This window comes from Pseudomonas sp. HLS-6 TE3448, assembly GCF_053629555.1.
The window spans coordinates 2,994,125-3,008,130 of sequence record NZ_JBRJIO010000001.1 but is presented as its reverse complement, the minus strand read 5'-3'; the positions used below and the strand labels follow the sequence as shown (position 1 = coordinate 3,008,130).

Genomic DNA, 14,006 nt, shown 5'->3' with positions numbered 1-14,006 from the left:
GTTAATGGTATTTGGAAACAACCAACTAACCGGCATGCAATGATCCCTAACCGGCGAGGCAGATTCTTCCAAACAAACAGCCGCGGACATACCGGGCTATTCCGCTAGAGGTGTAGGACTATTCCTACCAAGGGCACTACCAAAGACACTGCCAAACCACACATTCCACGCTCAGCACCCGGCGCCACATCACTCACAAGGGTGTTTCAAAGATCAGATTGACAAACCCCTGATACTGGCCGGGCGCATAGGGCCCGTCAGCGGCAGAGATCTGCACCGGCATGTACGCCTGCACGCTGCTGTCGGCGGCCGAAAGCACCTCTTGAGCGATCAGGTTCAGCTCTCTGCCGTTCACCTTCACAGTGAGCGGAATTGAATCCGAACCACTGGTAATCACCGGCTGCTGGACCAACCTGGCCTGGATGCCCCCCGAAACGCTCTTGGCGATATAGCGCTTGGTCAACGGTCGCAGGCGCTGCTGCATCACGTTATAGCTCAGCGCCTGGCTGCGCTGGTCCCAACCGCCTTCAGCTTGAACATAAAACGACTGCGACGGAACCTGAACAATGACCTCAACCTGTTTCCGAACATCCACTGCCATTGCACTGCCCGCGACGAGCAATGCTAACGGGATAGCCAAGTACTTTTTCATAATAGGCTCACTAAAAAATTCACAGATACAGGCCCGGCAATGCCAACCCCAGGCCACTGCATAACCGGCCAACAACACTCACTCAGCCTTTAAGCGCGTAGGGTTTAAGGGCCTCGCCTTCGCGCAGCTCGAACTGGTACGTGCGCCCGGCCTGCTTGGTGAACTCACGCACCTTCCCGGGCCGCACATGGTAGGTATACGGGGCAGTACACTGCTCGCCCTTGCTGTCACAGTCCTTGAACGACTCCAACACCACCGACGCCGTGCCGTTGTTACGCACCCGGAACATACGCGGCTGGTCATCCAGCACCGTGGCATAGCGGACGTTACGCGGTGCCACCAGCAGTACCGTGCCAAAGCCCTTGAGCACACTGACGTCCGCTGCAAGGGTTTTCTGGTACTGGGCGGCTTCTTCTTTACTCAGGGCAAACTCATCCTCGCCTTTGGGCAACACCGGCTTGAAGCGCAGGCGAAAGTAGCGCTCCACCGTCCGGTCACCGCGAAACAGCAGGCGCACGTTCTGCATGCCCTGCGCCGGAATGATCAACCGCGAAGGCGTTGCCACCAGCGCCCGTTGCCCGCTGTCCTGGCCATCCAGCGGGGTTTCCTTGACCTTATCGTCGTGATCGAAATGCATCTCGGCCACCGACACGCTGACAAAGGCCGTTGAGCTGCCGATGTTGTTCAAGCGCTTTTGCATCGTGCTGCGCTCTGCGCCCAGGTAGTCATACAACGTGCCGACGTAAAGCTCGGGCATGGCCTGCGCCACACAGGCCTGGCCAAGCAGCAGCGCTGCCCACAACTGACGTTTGATCATTGCCATTACGCTCCTCTTGAGCCGCCTCACCTCGCACCCCAGGTGCTAGAGCAAGGCATCGAACACCACCGTGACATTCCCCCGGTACGTGTCTCCCGGGTGTTGCACCATCGCTGCCGCCTCACCGGGGGCCGTCGCAAAATGTAGCGCCCCGGGCTGGTTGAACACCGGCGTCGCCGTCTCGACACGCAGCCGCTGCATGCGCCCGGTCGGGATCGGGTGGCGCTCTACCGCCTGGCCGTTATGGAGCTGAAGGCCTCCGGGCAGCGACATTTTTATATCCAACGCAGCAATGTGATTATTGCGGGGGTTTCGAACACCACATGAGAGGCCGACTGGGTACTCACATTCCATGAAAACAGACATCGGCCCGGTTTTGGTAATCCGGAACGGCAGGTCGCGCACCAACTTCTCGGGAGCAGGCCCGCCATTCAGCCAGCGCATCCAGCCACCTGGCGGCTCGAGGATGACCTTGTCGGAGTTGGCCGGAAACTGCAGTTCGAAGGCATGTTGTACATCGAGCACAAAGTTAAGTGTCACGGTAGAGGGCGGGCTGCCCGAGACGCCATTACCAAGGCCAATATCCCCTGGCTGCCCGTTGCTGCCAACACTGAATTGAATTTGCCCTTCATAGATACCGGCACCCATGGCAAGGGGGTTGGGTGTCGTCAGCGCATAGCCGACAGAAAATTCAGTAACGGGTGAATTCAATTCAGCACCCTCAACTCCATGAAGAGAAGTTGAGTGACAGGGCGTCGGGTTAGCAGGATTACTTACACTCCAAAGCGCGCGCCCCCAAACGGAATAACCTACCGCCATAATATAACCACACCCCCCATCTACATAGGCAGTTAAAATTGGCGAAGGAAGATCATCAGCCCCACCAGCAACATGAGCACTAAAGTTAGTTATTGAAAAATTCAATGCATGCGTTTCATTGGAAGCAGTATTTCTAACCTGAAAATCCACTGCCCCGGGCAGAGAAACATAGAACCGATCTAGAATATCAGGTGCAAGCCTGAAATTTTTTTTAATATAATCAATACCTAACGCTATCGAGTGATTATCATTCGTGCACTGCGGATAACTTGGCCAAGCATTACAAAACCCACTAATCGGCGTCGTATTCTTAAACCGCGTATTTGTAGAAGAAGGCCGGTACTCCGCCGTAATCGTCACCACGGATGCGAACGCGGCCTCGGCGCCACCCAGCAGCGCCAGCGAAAGCGCCGCCAGGCGCATTGTTTTCATCGGTTTCATACCGACCTCTCCATCGTCGTTGTCGTCAAGGTTAGCCACGCTTGGCGCTTGGCGCCTTGGCGGGTTCTGCCGCTGCCACCCGCTCAGGCGTGCAGGTCTGGTCGCCGACCAGCAGCACATCGTGCTCACGCTCGTAGCGGTCTTTGTCCAGGCGCAGGAAGCACTGCTGGCCACCTTTGTGCCGCACTTCCAGCGTAGGCGTGGATTCGCTCATTTCCACCGAGAAGAACCCATCGGCCTCACTGACACTGCGGCTGGCATGGTTGATTACCATCGCGCCACGCAGCGGCTCGCCGCTCTTGTCGAGCAACCGACCGATCACGGTCACGGTGCGCATGATCCGCACTTTCTGGTATGCCACACCGCCCTTGTTCAGGTGGTAGCTGGCCGAGGCCGGCTGAATTACCGCCGCAGGCGCCGCAGCGCCGTTGAAGTCGAACTGCAGGTTGCCGGACTTGTACGCCGACACCGGGACCAGGTTGCGCCCCGGTTTAAGGGTGCTGGCCAAGCCCTGTTGGTCGTAGGCCTGCATTTCCAGGTCGGTGAAGTCGGACTCGACATCCACCACCATGGCCGACTGCATCAGGCCGGTGTCGCCGCTCATGGCCACTGAGCCGCCACCAATGCCCACGGTGCTTTGCAGGTTCAGGCCGCCACTCAGTTCGTTGTTGAACGATGAGGTTTGCAGGTGGGCAGAACCGGACATCGCACGGCCCTGCAGTTCTGCACTGGAACCAACGCCCACGCCGAAGCTGTCGGCGTTCAGCGTACCGGTCACACTGCGCAGCACGCCGTGGTCGAGTTGCTGCTGATAGCTGAGCGAGGCGTTGTGCTCGCGGCTGCCGTCACGGCCGGTGCGGCTGCCAAGGCTGCCATAGGCACGGCTGCCATCGCTGCCCAGGCTCATGGTCAGGCTGACATCGACGCCGCGGTTACGCGCCCCACCGCTGCTGGCACTGCCGGGGCGGTCGAATACCGAGAAACGCCAGGTCGCATCCGAGCCCATGACCATGCCACGGCGCACCCAGGACAGGTCGACACCCACACCCGAGTTGGCACCCGTGCTGTGGTTAACCCGCAGGTTGGCGCTGTTCTTGTCGTCCAGGCGCTGCTGCAGGCTGAGCGAATTCTGTTGTGTTTCGCGCACTTCACGCTTGGCACGGCTGTTCAGGCGGTCTACCGAGTTACCGGTGGTGGTCTCTATCCAGGAACGGCTGTGGCTGAGGACCACGCTGCCGCCTTTGTGGGCATAGATGCTTTGCAGGTCGTAGCCATTGCCCTGGTTTTCGGTGTGATGCAGGTTACCGTACAGCTTGACGTTGTCTTTGATGTCCCAGTCGAGCGAGGTGCCGTACTGCATGGCGTCGTTGACGCGCTCGGTAGAAAGCCCCAGCACGGCACGCGGGTGCAGCAGGTAGTTGGCCATCACCCCGGCGCCAAGGCTTTTGGCCCGGTCATCCTGCCAATTGCTCAACAGGTCCTGGCTTTGCCCCAGGTAGGCGTTGTAGCGCCAGCGCTGGTCCGGGTTCGACCAGTTGCGTGGCTTGTACACGAACTCTTCGCTACGCGAGGTGATCTCGCCATCTTCAATCAGGCGCACTTCCACTTCATAGATACCTCCCGGCAGGCTGCGCGTGTCGAGGGTTTGCAGGCCTGGTTGCACGGCCTGGGTGTAGATCAACGAGCCATCACGGTACACCTCGACCGTGGCCGGGCGGTTGGGCGTGACGTAGATCGGGGTGGTGCTGGCCTGGCCGTCATTGATCACCAGGCTGTCGTTCGAGCCGAACATGAACCCTACGATGCCCTCCGGGCGACTGCCCAGGGTGTTCGGCTGACGGGTAAGCCCTTGAGCGCTCGGGGCAAAGTAGCCCAAACGGTAGAACCGGTCATCGACCAGGCGGTCGGCGTGCAGGTCACTGACCCGGTAGCGTTGCATCTGGCCGCCGGTGCCCGAACTGCGGTCCACCTGGCCACGGGCCGTGGTGGTCCACTGCCCTACACTGCCTACACCTTCCAGAGTGTAGGTGCCATGCACGTCACGCTCCCCGCCGGAAAGGTTCAACTGGTTGCGCAGCAGCACGCCGTGGCTGCCCTGCTCGGGCAAGGCATGAAAACGCGCCAGGCTGGCATCACGCTCGGCGGCCTGGGTCAGAATCGACAGCTGCGAGTTGGCCAGGCTGTAATGCAGGGCCAAGAGGCCATTGGCGCATTTTTTGGTGCAATCGCCCAACAGCTGCGGTTCGTTCAAAGTGGCCAACCACTGTTGTAACACCTGCGCCGAAACCTCCGACTCGTGGGTATCGGTGTACTCAAGCAGTTGAACCTTCTCGTCACGGGTGAGAATCAGCATGGCTTCTGCCATGAAACGGCCGTCGAGGTCGACCCGTACGGCCAGGGGTACATCAAAGAAATGATCACGAAACTCCGCCGGCAGGCCCTGGGCCTGAGTCAGCAGCGAGATTGCGCTCGAGGGCTGCTGGTTGGCCTGAGCCGTACCCAGCCCAATGCTCAATGCACCGGCAAGTGCAAGCGCTAACAAACTTTTGGCGTACGGAAAAGTTGTCATGATCATCTCTCGGGCAATAAGTCCCCGGCTCGCGCAAAAACAAGCGCGAACAATTAAAGATGGGGAGGTTTAAACGGGAAAAGCGCAACAGCAGCCTGGGGGCACGAGGGGGAACACAATACCCCCAGGCATTCAAACTAGAGACGGTGTAGCGGTTACAACTAGAACATCAAGGATCTGGAGTTTCAAACGTCATGTTGATAGTGCCACTGTAGTTACCAGGCTGATATGGACCGGGCTGGGCAGCAACTTTGAACCCCACGATCGATTCTGTAGCGGCAGCAGCAGCCGGGATAACTTCCGTGCTGGTAGTAGTCAGTCTGATGCCGTTAAACTCAACATCAAGGAGAATGGCGTCTGCGCCGCTGTTGATTTGCGGCACACCGTCGAGTTTGGCGCTAATGGCACCCGTGGTGCTCTTGGCAACATAACGCTGCTGAACTGGCGTCAAAGTCTGCGTAATCGCGTTATAAGGCAATGCTTGAGGGGCAGTATCCCAGCCCGTGTCGGCCTGAACATAGAATGCAACGGTTGGAATATTAGCAGTGATATCAACTGCCTTGCTTTCCGTCTGAACAGCAAAGGCGCTACCAGCAGCGAGCATGGCGAAAGGAACAACCATAAACTTTTTCATTTGAACTCCACAGGGAATTTCGAGAAACGATGTGTTTGATGCAATCGACAGCCTTACATAAGCAAGTTTCTGTCTATGGCTTACAGCGCTTTCTGTCAGACATTCATCACTGCTAACCAATGCGCACAGTATGGCGATTGCTTTACACGCAAGATGTAGGTACTAAGCTCAGAAAATGTAGGAATATTCTTACTAAAGCCCGCGATAAGCGCATAAGCCGTGACTACACCTTTGTAGGAGCAGGCCTTGCCTACGATAGGATCAGTGGGGTATCAGCACGCACGCAGCGCCTGCCACACTTGTTGGCAACACGGTCATTCTGTAGGAGCAAGGCTTGCCTGCGATGGCTTCGGTGGGGTTTCAGTGAGTCCGTGGTGCCTGCATCGGGGGCAAGCGCGGTTTTTGTTGGAGCTGGCTTGCCTGCGATGGCGTCGGTGGGGTGTCAGCGAGTGCGTGGTGCCTGCCTCGCGGGCAAGCCCGGCTCCTACAGGCTGGCGCGGGCTCTGTTGGAGCTGGCTTGCCTGCGATGGCGTCGGTGGGGTGTCAGTGAGTACGCGGCGTTTGCATCGCGGGCAAGCCCGGCTCCTACAGGATGCAGGCTTGCCTGCGATGGCTTCGGCGGGGATGTCAGTGAGTGCGCGGCGTTTGCATCGCGGGCAAGCCCGGCTCCTACAGGACGATGGCTTCGGTGGGGTGCCGTAGACCTAAACGAAAAAACCTGGGGTTCGCACTGCATCAAGTGCGAACCCCGGGTTTGGCAGAAGCGCTATATGCTGAGCAATCAGCGCGAAACAAGCGGTGTTTCAAAGGTCATGTTGACCATGCCCGAGTAACTACCCGGCGCATAAGGGCCCGCCTGGGCAGAGATTTCGATCGGAATGAACACCTGGTTGCCCCTTTGACTATCAGGCACCACAACCTTGGCGGTACTGTCCAGATCAACCCCATTGATGCTGACATTAAGGTTGATTGCATCAGCGCCACTATTGATCTGGGCCGGGCCTTCAAGCCGGGCCTCAATGGCACCGGTGGTGCTCTTGGCAATCAGGCGCTGAGTCACTGGCCTCAGCGTTTCGGTTACAACGTTGTAGCTCAACTCTTGCGCCCGAGTATCCCAGCCGTTTTCAGCCACAACATAAAACGCAGCGGCCGGAATATGGGCAATGACTTCAACTTGCTTGCGAACGGTGTTACTGGCAAAAATACTGCCGGCAGCGAGCATGGCGAACGGGATGATCCAGTATTTCATGATGTGCACCTTTGATAATGTACGAATTCAAGCGGTTAGTAAGGCTTAACAGAAACGCCAACCGGCGCCCCCTGTTCATGGCCTGCAGCGCTATCATTCAGATCGCAGTCGCTGCCAACCAATGCGCACATTATCGACATCCTTCTGCCGCACTTATGTAGGCGCAGAGCTTGAAGGAAGTAGGAATTTTCCTCAGGATTTTCAATTTCGCATCATTTGCCTACAAGCAATCTCTAATGTTCAAACAAAAAAATGCCAGGCATTGGCCTGGCATTTTTTTGCGACTGATGCCTTAGAACGGCATTTTGAAGCCCGGCGGCAGTTGCATGCCGGCGGTCATGCTGCCCATTTTGTCCTGGCTGTTCTGCTCGACCTTGCGTACCGCGTCGTTGACGGCGGCGGCGATCAGGTCTTCGAGGACTTCCTTGTCTTCCTGCATCAGGCTGTCGTCGATGCTGATGCGCTTGACGTCGTGACGCCCGGTCATCACCACGCTGACCAGGCCTGCACCGGATTGACCGGTCACTTCAGCATTGGCCAGTTCTTCCTGCATCTTGGCCATTTTTTCCTGCATCTGCTGTGCCTGCTTCATCAGGCCGGCCATGCCACCTTTCATCATGGGGATCACCTCAAGTATCACATTACGGAATACGGCCAGGAGCACGCTCCAAGCCGCCAGTGTCATTCAGTTACTCGCTTTGGCCAACCAAAGCGTCCACAGGTTCAATAGTATCCTCACGCACCACGGCACCGAACTGCTGGATCATCTGCTGGATGAACGGATCAGCATGAATTGACGCTTCAGCATCACGCTGGCGCTCGGCACGGCGACGCGCAGCGGCCTGGGCCGGGGTTTCCTGCTGGGGCTGGATCAGTTCAATGACCAGGTTGATGCTGCGCCCCAGGTGCTGGTTCAGCGCGTCGTTAAGGCGACGTTGCTGGGTGGCGTTGAACAACGCGCCCTGCCCTGGGTCCAGATGCAGCAGCCAATTGTCGCCCTCAGCGGCCATCAGGGTGCAGTTGGCGGCGATATTGCCGGTCATGCCGGAAACCGGCAACGCAGGGAACATTTCCAACCATTGCAGCGCAAGCCCGGTGGCCGGCTGGGCGGCCGGCAAGACTACCGGTTCAGGCTCGGCAACGGCGGGCACCATTTCGCTGGCCAGCTCGTCCAGGTAGCTGTAGCCCATTGGGTCCAGCTCAGGTTCGTAGTAATCCTCGTCCAGCGGCGGCTCGTCGTCACGCTCCATGCCCGCCGGGCTGTAGCTGGCATCATCATGCGGTGGTGGCGCTTCCTGCACCGGCGCCGCTACTGAAACAACAGGCTGCACGGCCTCGACCACGTCCGCTTCAGCGACTGGCTCTGGCTCTGGCTCTGGCTCTGGCTCTACAGCAGGCTGCGCCATGGGCGGGTCGTTCCACGGCAGATCGATCTCGGCCTCAGCCGGTACCGACACAACGGGAGCGGGTTCTGCAACCGGCTCAGGCTCAGGCTCAGGCTCAGGCTCAGCGGGCAAGACCGGCACAGGGGCTGGTGACTCGGCCACAGCCACGGGCGCCTGTACCGGCGGCATAGCGGTGGCCGCAGCCACTGCTACCGTGGAATCAGCTGTGGCCTGGCTGATCCCCACTGGCTTTAGCGTTGGCCTGGGTGCGTCCGGGGTATCGGCCGGACGGAAGGCCAGCATCCGCAACAGCACCATCTCGAAACCACTGCGCGGGTCGGGTGCCAGCGGCAGGTCACGGCGGCCAATCAGGCCCATCTGGTAGTAAAACTGCACATCTTCGGCAGGCAGTGCCTGCGCCAGTGCCAGCACGCGTTCGCGGTCACCCTGGCCATTATCGACCGCCTCGGGCAAGGCCTGGGCAATGGCCACGCGGTGCAGCACATTGAGCATTTCAGCGAGCACACCGCTCCAGTCCGGGCCCTGTTCGGCCAATTGCCGAACCGCCTCGAGCAATGCCCTGGCATCGCCCTCAAGCAGTGCCTGGAGCACTCCGTAGACCTGGCCGTGGTCAAGGGTACCGAGCATCGCCCGGACATCGGCGGCCAACACCTTGCCTTCACCAAAGGCGATGGCCTGGTCGGTCAGGCTCATGGCGTCGCGCATCGAACCGTCGGCGGCGCGGCCGAGCAGCCACAGCGCATCGTCTTCAAACGGTACGTTCTCGACACCCAGCACATGGCTCAGGTGTTCGACGACGCGCTCCGGGGTCATGTTTTTCAGCGAGAACTGCAGGCAGCGCGACAGAATCGTGGCTGGCAGTTTCTGCGGATCGGTGGTGGCGAGGATGAACTTGACGTAAGGCGGCGGCTCTTCCAGCGTCTTGAGCAAGGCGTTGAACGAGTGGCTGGAGAGCATGTGGACTTCGTCGATCAGGTAGACCTTGAAGCGCCCACGGCTGGGGGCATACTGCACGTTGTCGAGCAGTTCGCGGGTGTCCTCGACCTTGGTCCGGCTGGCGGCGTCGATCTCGATCAGGTCGACAAAACGCCCTTCGTCGATCTCCCGGCAGACTGAACAGGTGCCGCACGGGGTCGAAGTGATGCCGGTTTCGCAGTTAACGCATTTGGCAATAATGCGCGCGATGGTGGTCTTGCCCACACCCCGGGTACCGGTAAACAGGTAGGCGTGGTGCAGGCGCTGGTTGTCCAGCGCGTTGATGAGGGCCTTGAGCACATGGGTCTGGCCGACCATTTCGCGGAACGAGCGCGGACGCCATTTACGTGCAAGAACCTGATAACTCATCGAAAACCGTCGCGATCCAGAAGCTGAAGAGGGCTAATGCTAGCGGAGCGGGGGCAAAATTGCATCCGGTGTCGTCTACGCTGTGCAAGAGGACAGGCAACAGGCGGCTCAATCGTCGAAAAGCCGACCGCTCACACAGCAAAAGCGCTGTCTGAGAGAATAAATAAAAGGAGGGGGACTTTCTAAATGGAGGCGACCCCACCAGCCACACCCCGGCACACGATGTTCCCGCTATGGCTGCTCCCTTCCGGGCCTGACCAGGTTGACGGGTAATCGTTGCGGGGGGACCGATGGGGCCACCACTACGCGGCTCATCAAGCGACGAGCCGCGTCATTGTACCGGTCTTGCGCCAAGTTACAACCTCTGCCTCAAGAAAAAACCAACGTTTCTCAAGGACTTGGCTTCATGCCTCGATGCCGCGGCTGGCAAGGAAGACGACAAAGGCGTCCTCATCCATCACCTGAAGGCCCAGTTCATTGGCCTTGGCCAGCTTGGAACCTGCGCCGGGGCCGGCGACCACGCAGTGGGTCTTGGCCGAGACCGAGCCGGCAACCTTGGCACCCAGCCCTTCCAGCTTGACCTTGGCCACGTCGCGGCTCATGCGCTCCAGGGTACCGGTGAGCACCCAGGTCTGGCCGGCCAGCGGCAAGCCTTCGGCGACTTTTTTCTCACTGGCCCAGTGCATGCCGAACTCAGACAATTGCGCCTCGATAGCAAGCGCCTGGGCTACGTTGTCCGGTACGGCGAAAAATTCACGCAAGCCCTGCTTGGCCTTTTCGTTAAGGCCTTTCATGACGCTCAGTTCGAGCCAGTCGCGGCTTAGCGCAATCACCTGCTCGAGGCTGCCGGCTTTTTCGGCCAGGTTCCTGGCGCCGGTCGCGGCAATACCCGGGATGTTCAGTTTTTCGATAAGGCCTGCCAGGGTGGTGCTGGCAGCGAACTCGGCATGCACCTCGCCTTCATCCTGCAAGGCGATGCCGGCGCCGAGCAATTGGTTGATGACCACCTGGTTGTGGGCGTCGCCAAAGAAACTGTGGATCTCATGGGCCACTTCCAGGCCGATGTCCGGCAGGTAGGTCAGCACTTGAGGCAACGCCACCCTCACCCGCGCCAGCGAACCCAGGGAGCGTGCCAGCACCTTGGCGGTTTCTTCGCCGACATCGGGAATACCCAAGGCATAAATGAACCGCGCCAACGCGGGCTGTTTGCTCTGCTCGATGGCCGCCAGCAGGTTCTTGCTGGACAACTCGGCAAACCCTTCCAGGTCGACGATCTGTTCGAAGGTCAGGCTGTAGAGATCGGCAGGCGAACGGATCAGGCCTTCGTCGACCAGTTGCTCGACGCTTTTCTCACCCAGCCCGTCGATGTCCATGGCTCGGCGCGAGACGTAATGGATGATCGCCTGCTTGACCTGCGCGGCACACGCCAGGCGCCCGACACAGCGGTAGACGGCGCCCTCGCTGACGGTTTCCTTGCCCTTGCTGCGCTTGACCAGCTGGGTACGCTCGACGTGCGAACCACACACCGGGCAGGTGTGCGGAATGTGAACCGGGCGTGCATCTGCCGGGCGCCGCTCAAGCACCACCTGCATGACCTGAGGAATCACGTCGCCAGCACGGCGGATGATCACCGTGTCTCCGATCCGCAACCCCAGCCGGTCGACTTCGTCCATGTTGTGCAAGGTCGCGTTGGCCACCGTGACCCCGGCGACCTTCACCGGCTTCAGGCGCGCCACGGGCGTCACCGCGCCGGTACGGCCCACCTGAAATTCCACGTCGAGGACTTCGGTCAGCTCTTCCATGGCCGGGAACTTGTGGGCAATCGCCCAACGCGGCTCACGCGCGCGAAAACCCAACTCGCGCTGATAGGCCAGGCTATTGACCTTGAACACCACGCCGTCGATTTCATAGGGCAGGTCATTGCGGCGACGGCCGATGTCGCGGTAGTAGTCCAGGCATTGCGCCACGCCCACGGCCAGTTTCAGTTCGTGGCTGATCGGCAAGCCCCAGGCCTTGAGTTGCTGCAAAATGCCGACATGGGTGTCGGCAATGTCTGCCGAGACCTGCCCCAGGCCATAGCAGCAGAACTCCAGCGGCCGGCTCGCGGTGACTTTCGAGTCGAGCTGACGCAGGCTGCCTGCGGCGGCGTTACGCGGGTTGGCGAAGGTTTTGCCGCCGTTTTCGATCTGGCTGGCGTTCAACCGATCGAAGCCCGCCTTGGACATGAACACTTCACCGCGCACCTCCAAAACGGCCGGCCACCCTGCCCCCTCTAGCTTGAGCGGAATGTTGCGCACGGTACGCACGTTGACACTGATGTCTTCGCCGGTGGTGCCATCGCCACGGGTTGCGCCTTGCACCAGCAGGCCATCGCGATAGAGCAGGCTGACCGCCAGGCCATCGAGCTTCGGCTCGCAGCTGTACTCCACGGCCGCACCGCCACCGAACAGGTCGCCCGCTGGCAGCTCCAGCCCTTCGACCACCCGTCGATCGAAGTCACGCAGGTCGCTTTCCTCGAAAGCGTTACCCAGGCTCAGCATCGGCACTTCATGGCGCACCTGGCTGAAGGCCGACAGCGCTGCGCCACCGACCCGCTGGGTGGGCGAGTCGGCCGTCACCAGTTCGGGGTGTTCGGCTTCCAGGGCCTGCAGTTCGCGGAACAGGCGGTCATACTCGACATCCGGAATGCTCGGGGCATCCTGCTCGTAGTAGCGCCGGTTGTGCTGCTGGAGTTCGGCACGTAGTGCGAGGATTCGGGTTTCGACGGTCATGTTCGTGTTCTCTTGCCATGCAAAAGAGCAACCCTGGCTGCCCAGGCTGCTGACACACCCCCGCTTTTCAGCGGTTTTCTCACGGTAGGAGCAGGCTTGTCTGCGATGCAGGCGCCGCGAATTCACGGGCACCCCATCGATCGCTTCGCAGGCACGCCTGCTCCCACGAAGATCACACAGGGGGGCTGTCAGCAACCTGAGCAGCCGTGGCTGCTCTTTGAGTGTTTAGGGTGCTTGGGATCAACGCTTCTGGGTCAGCGCCCGACGCTCGAACTCGACGATGCGCTGGCGGTAGTGCTCGATGGTCTGCGCGGTCATGACGCTACGCTGGTCATCTTTGAGCTCACCATTGAGCTCGTGGGCCAGCTTGCGTGCAGCCGCCACCATCACGTCGAATGCCTGCTTCGGATGACGCGGGCCCGGCAGGCCCAGGAAGAAGCTCACTGCACGCGTGCTGAAGTGGTCGATGTCGTCCAGATCAAATACACCTGGCTTGACTGCGTTGGCCATGGAGAACAGCACTTCGCCGTTACCGGCCATGCTTTCATGACGGTGGAAAATGTCCATTTCGCCAAAACGCAAACCGCTTTCAAGAATGTTCTGCAGCAGCGCCGGGCCCTTGAAGCCGCCCTCGTCACGGGAAATCACGCTGATCACCAGCACTTCTTCTACCGGTGGCAACTCTTTGCCTGCATTGGCAGCGCCAAAGCCGGTGCTCTTGGTGCGCGTTTCGTCCGGGAAGTCATCGGACGCATCGGCGAACAGGTCCGGCTCACGCGGCTCAGCGGCCAGGTTCAGGTCGCCCTGTTGCGGCTCGCTGTTACGCTTGTTGCGCTTGGAAGACTTCGGCTTGCTCTCACGTTCACGCTCACGCAGCGGCGCACTCATGGATGGCAGGTCCTGCTCATCCAGCTCCGGCTCCTTGTGATTGTCCAGCACACGGGAAGGCCCCAGCACATCAGGGCTGCTCTCCTCGTCAGGCAGGTTGGAGAAACTGCGATCCAGACGGAATTTCAGCTTACCCTTGCCACCACGCATACGACGCCAGCCGTCAAAAAGAATACCGGCGATGACAATAATGCCGATGACGATCAGCCACTCGCGCAGACCGATTTCCATGTAATCCCGTGCCTCTGTAAAAAATGCTGATAAATAAAGGGCTTAAAGCCCTTTAAAACGTGGCGCCAACTCTATGTTCTGACAGGCGTTTTGCCCACGCGTAATAAAAATTGCCATTAAGCTAGCACGACCAAAGATAACTTTACACCGTCTGTCGCAACTGACAGGTCCATTAAGCGCAGGTT

Annotated in this window: 10 protein-coding genes and 1 other RNA gene; all 11 read right to left on the bottom strand. The window is 59.6% G+C overall.

Features of this window, described 5'->3' with window-relative positions; genetic code table 11:
* Window positions 1-193: 193 nt before the first annotated feature.
* Entirely contained in the window at window positions 194-730 is a 537-nt protein-coding gene (locus tag AB7M23_RS13915; RefSeq protein WP_454241087.1) for a CS1 type fimbrial major subunit, read from the bottom strand.
* Window positions 731-734: 4 nt separating this feature from the next.
* Window positions 735-1,475: a fimbrial biogenesis chaperone gene (locus AB7M23_RS13910; RefSeq protein ID WP_256587581.1), complete on the bottom strand. Its 741-nt coding sequence runs from the start codon at window positions 1,473-1,475 to the stop codon at window positions 735-737.
* Window positions 1,476-1,514: 39 nt separating this feature from the next.
* The gene (locus tag AB7M23_RS13905; protein WP_454241086.1) at window positions 1,515-2,729 is read right to left on the bottom strand and encodes a hypothetical protein; all 1,215 of its coding nucleotides are present in this window, start codon (window positions 2,727-2,729) and stop codon (window positions 1,515-1,517) included.
* Between the two features lie 31 nt (window positions 2,730-2,760).
* Window positions 2,761-5,298 carry a CS1-pili formation C-terminal domain-containing protein gene (locus AB7M23_RS13900; RefSeq protein WP_454241085.1) on the bottom strand — a complete coding sequence of 846 codons (2,538 nt, stop codon included), beginning with the start codon at window positions 5,296-5,298 and terminating at the stop codon, window positions 2,761-2,763.
* 169 nt (window positions 5,299-5,467) lie between these two features.
* Window positions 5,468-5,932 (bottom strand): CS1 type fimbrial major subunit, encoded by a 465-nt coding sequence (locus tag AB7M23_RS13895; RefSeq protein WP_454241084.1) that lies wholly within the window; start codon window positions 5,930-5,932, stop codon window positions 5,468-5,470.
* A 781-nt stretch (window positions 5,933-6,713) separates the two neighbouring features.
* On the bottom strand, window positions 6,714-7,181 hold the full coding sequence (locus AB7M23_RS13890; protein WP_454241083.1) for a CS1 type fimbrial major subunit: 468 nt from the start codon (window positions 7,179-7,181) through the stop codon (window positions 6,714-6,716).
* Between the two features lie 292 nt (window positions 7,182-7,473).
* Window positions 7,474-7,800 (bottom strand): YbaB/EbfC family nucleoid-associated protein, encoded by a 327-nt coding sequence (locus AB7M23_RS13885; RefSeq protein ID WP_065760970.1) that lies wholly within the window; start codon window positions 7,798-7,800, stop codon window positions 7,474-7,476.
* 70 nt (window positions 7,801-7,870) lie between these two features.
* Complete coding sequence (dnaX, locus tag AB7M23_RS13880; protein ID WP_454241082.1) at window positions 7,871-9,931, bottom strand: DNA polymerase III subunit gamma/tau; 2,061 nt, start codon at window positions 9,929-9,931, stop codon at window positions 7,871-7,873.
* Window positions 9,932-10,127: 196 nt separating this feature from the next.
* Window positions 10,128-10,224, bottom strand: an RNA gene (gene ffs, locus AB7M23_RS13875) — signal recognition particle sRNA small type.
* Between the two features lie 111 nt (window positions 10,225-10,335).
* Window positions 10,336-12,702 (bottom strand): NAD-dependent DNA ligase LigA, encoded by a 2,367-nt coding sequence (ligA, locus tag AB7M23_RS13870; RefSeq protein ID WP_454241081.1) that lies wholly within the window; start codon window positions 12,700-12,702, stop codon window positions 10,336-10,338.
* Between the two features lie 240 nt (window positions 12,703-12,942).
* Window positions 12,943-13,821 (bottom strand): cell division protein ZipA, encoded by an 879-nt coding sequence (gene zipA / locus AB7M23_RS13865; RefSeq protein ID WP_454241080.1) that lies wholly within the window; start codon window positions 13,819-13,821, stop codon window positions 12,943-12,945.
* Window positions 13,822-14,006: the final 185 nt, after the last annotated feature.

Excerpts from the sequence above, each read along its gene's own strand:
- AB7M23_RS13910 (WP_256587581.1), bottom strand. The coding sequence starts at position 1,475 with ATGGCAATGATCAAACGTCAGTTGTGGGCAGCGCTGCTGCTTGGCCAG.
- AB7M23_RS13905 (WP_454241086.1), bottom strand. The coding sequence starts at position 2,729 with ATGAAACCGATGAAAACAATGCGCCTGGCGGCGCTTTCGCTGGCGCTG.
- AB7M23_RS13900 (WP_454241085.1), bottom strand. The coding sequence starts at position 5,298 with ATGACAACTTTTCCGTACGCCAAAAGTTTGTTAGCGCTTGCACTTGCC.
- AB7M23_RS13895 (WP_454241084.1), bottom strand. The coding sequence starts at position 5,932 with ATGAAAAAGTTTATGGTTGTTCCTTTCGCCATGCTCGCTGCTGGTAGC.
- AB7M23_RS13890 (WP_454241083.1), bottom strand. The coding sequence starts at position 7,181 with ATGAAATACTGGATCATCCCGTTCGCCATGCTCGCTGCCGGCAGTATT.
- AB7M23_RS13885 (WP_065760970.1), bottom strand. The coding sequence starts at position 7,800 with ATGATGAAAGGTGGCATGGCCGGCCTGATGAAGCAGGCACAGCAGATG.
- dnaX (WP_454241082.1), bottom strand. The coding sequence starts at position 9,931 with ATGAGTTATCAGGTTCTTGCACGTAAATGGCGTCCGCGCTCGTTCCGC.
- ligA (WP_454241081.1), bottom strand. The coding sequence starts at position 12,702 with ATGACCGTCGAAACCCGAATCCTCGCACTACGTGCCGAACTCCAGCAG.
- zipA (WP_454241080.1), bottom strand. The coding sequence starts at position 13,821 with ATGGAAATCGGTCTGCGCGAGTGGCTGATCGTCATCGGCATTATTGTC.